At 71.8% G+C, this 2,281-nt stretch carries 2 protein-coding genes and 1 pseudogene; 2 read left to right on the top strand and 1 reads right to left on the bottom strand.

Annotated elements, in window-relative coordinates:
• The coding region (locus HMPREF1138_RS05520; RefSeq protein WP_009057519.1) for a hypothetical protein at window positions 1–722 on the bottom strand (722 nt) is incomplete at its 3' end.
• A gap of 17 nt (window positions 723–739) precedes the next feature.
• Here HMPREF1138_RS05520 and HMPREF1138_RS05515 point away from each other — a divergent pair.
• On the top strand, window positions 740–1,669 hold the full coding sequence (locus HMPREF1138_RS05515; RefSeq protein ID WP_009057517.1) for a hypothetical protein: 930 nt from the start codon (window positions 740–742) through the stop codon (window positions 1,667–1,669).
• 54 nt (window positions 1,670–1,723) lie between these two features.
• Window positions 1,724–2,281 (top strand): annotated as a pseudogene (locus HMPREF1138_RS11400) (hypothetical protein); the annotation flags it as partial.

Here is a 2,281-nt window from a genome sequence, read left to right as displayed (position 1 = left end):
CTCACCCACCCCGCGAGGGAACGCCCCGCGCGCGCCGGATCGAGCGCATCGTAGGCGCCCGGCACGCACACGCCGGTCGGGTCGACGCCGCGCGTGACGAGGATCCAGCGGGCCAGGCCCGCGCCCACGACCGACGAGGCCGGGGAAAAGACGCGCCGGAAACGGAAGTGGGCGGTCAGGGCGGCGGCGACAGCCAGGGCGGGCGCGTCGCAGCGCGTGTACTCGAGGGCCGGGGTCAGCAGGGTGGGGTCCGTCGGGGTGGCCACCTGGCCGGGCACGGTGAGGCCGGCGGCGAGCAGGCCGGAGCAGGCGTCCCTGTGCAGCCCGGCGATGAGGGCGGGCAGGGGCGTGGGCGCGACGCGAGCACCCCCCTGGGAGCGCGTGTTGAGGGCGGGGAATCCCGAGGCAAGCCTCCACTGGGAGCGCCAGATCCCCAGCGCCAGGGCCGCTCCGGGGTCCGAGGCCGCCCCTCCCTCGTCCGCCATCGACAGGGCGCGCACGTCGTCGACGGTGGTGCGCGCGCCCTCGATGATGGACAGGGCAGCCGCCTCGCGCACGGCGGCCTCCGCGCGGGCCTCCTCCCATCCGCGACGCAGCCCCTCACAGAAACGCAGCTCGGCCAGGGCGGCGTGGGCCTCGTCCATGGTGGAGGCGACGTCGGGGCGCGCACAGGCGGCGCGCAACACGGCGGGGGCGGGGTCGACGAGGGCTTCGATACTCACGCCTCTACACTAGGGGCATGACGCTTGTACAGCATCGAAACTTCTCCGCGCGCCTGCGCTCCGGCCTGTTCGCGTTCATTTTTGCGCCCATCGCGCTGGTGTTCCTGGGGTCGTCGATGGTCGACGTGCAGGCGCTCGCCGCCGTCGGGCAGCCGCTGGCCTCGGTCGAAGGCCTCATCGGCATGGCGCTCGCGTCGCTGCTGCTGGCCCTGATCGCCCTGAACTGCGAGGAATCCAGCGCGGGCATGGTCGTGACCTTCGTGTGGTCGCTCGCGGTGGGAGTTACCCAGTTCATGGGCATTGCGCGCATCCCCTTCCTGATGAAGTCCTCAGTGGAGCCGCGCGATATGGCCGCGGGCGTCGTGTGGGGGCTCTACCCCCTGTGCATGTCGCTGATGCTTGGCGCGTGTGCGCTGACGATCAAGTCGGTGCGGGTGCGCGCCGGCCAGGACACGCGTATGCCGCTCGCCCGGGTGCACCGCCACGCCTTCGGTGCGACGGTCGCGGTCCCGGCGGCCATCGCGGTGGGTGTGTTGATGGTGGGGGCTGCCCCCTCGGACACGACAAACGTGGCGGCGATGGGCCTGGAAGGGGTGTTGGAGGGGCACTTGATGGGTCACGGCCTGGCCTTGGGGGCCGCGCTCGCGCTGGCGCTGCTGGTGGTGGGCGCCCGCTGGTCGATCACCGGCACGCAGCTGGCGACGTGGCTAATCCTGGTCCTGCCCGCCTTCGTCGCGGTACCGGTGTGGGCGTCGCTGACGGGGAACGTGATCGTGCCGGGTTCGTCCCTGTTGACGAAGGTCTCGCTCGCCTGTCCGACCCTGGCGGCGCTGGGCATGGCGACGGGATGCGCGTCGATGGGCGTCCTGTGGGCGCGCGTGCGGGCGCTCAAGACGCTGGAGGCCAACGAGGAGGCGACTCACAATGAGGGGCCTGCCGAGGACTAATGAGCGCGTTCGGGCGCATGAAACGTAATATGTGGGCAGATATAAGGAGGAAGCATGTCCGAGAACGAGTTTGACGTCGAGCGCGACCGCGCCGAGGACGAGCGCGACAACGTGGTGTTGACCGGTGAGGAGATCGAGCTGCCGGGCGAAGGCTCCGACGCCTCGGCCATCATCGGCGAGTCCAGCGAGCCCATTCACACGGGCGAGATCGAGTCCGTCGCGATCGGTAGTCTGAAGGCCCGCGTGCCCGCCACGGCGCCCCTGAAGCCCGCCATCGAGGACAAGATTTCCACGGGAGAGCTACCCGTCGTCTCCGCCCCCGCGGGTGACCTCCCGGCCGTCTCCCCCACGGACCAGGCCGGGGCACCCTCCGGGGCCGAGGACGCGCCCGCGGATGCGTCCTCCGACGCCCCCGAGGCGGATGGCTCCGCGCAGCACGAGGGCGCCACGTCCGAGGCCGCCGCCGCTAACTCCGAGGCCGACGCCGATTCCTTGGACGACGCCGCTTCCTCGGACGAGGCCGCCGCAGCAGGCGATGCGACGGAGGAGGCCCCGGTCGAGCAGGGCACCGAGGCTCCCGCACAGGAGGCCCCCAGCGACGAACCAGCCGAT

Source organism: Actinomyces sp. ICM58 (assembly GCF_000283035.1).
GTDB lineage: Bacteria > Actinomycetota > Actinomycetes > Actinomycetales > Actinomycetaceae > Pauljensenia.
The sequence above is the reverse complement of the archived record's forward strand: the minus strand, read 5'-3'. Positions and strand labels throughout refer to the sequence as shown.

What these genes read in the sequence shown, in the direction of transcription:
- HMPREF1138_RS05515 (WP_009057517.1), top strand. Translation starts at nt 740, where the DNA reads ATGACGCTTGTACAGCATCGAAACTTCTCCGCGCGCCTGCGCTCCGGC.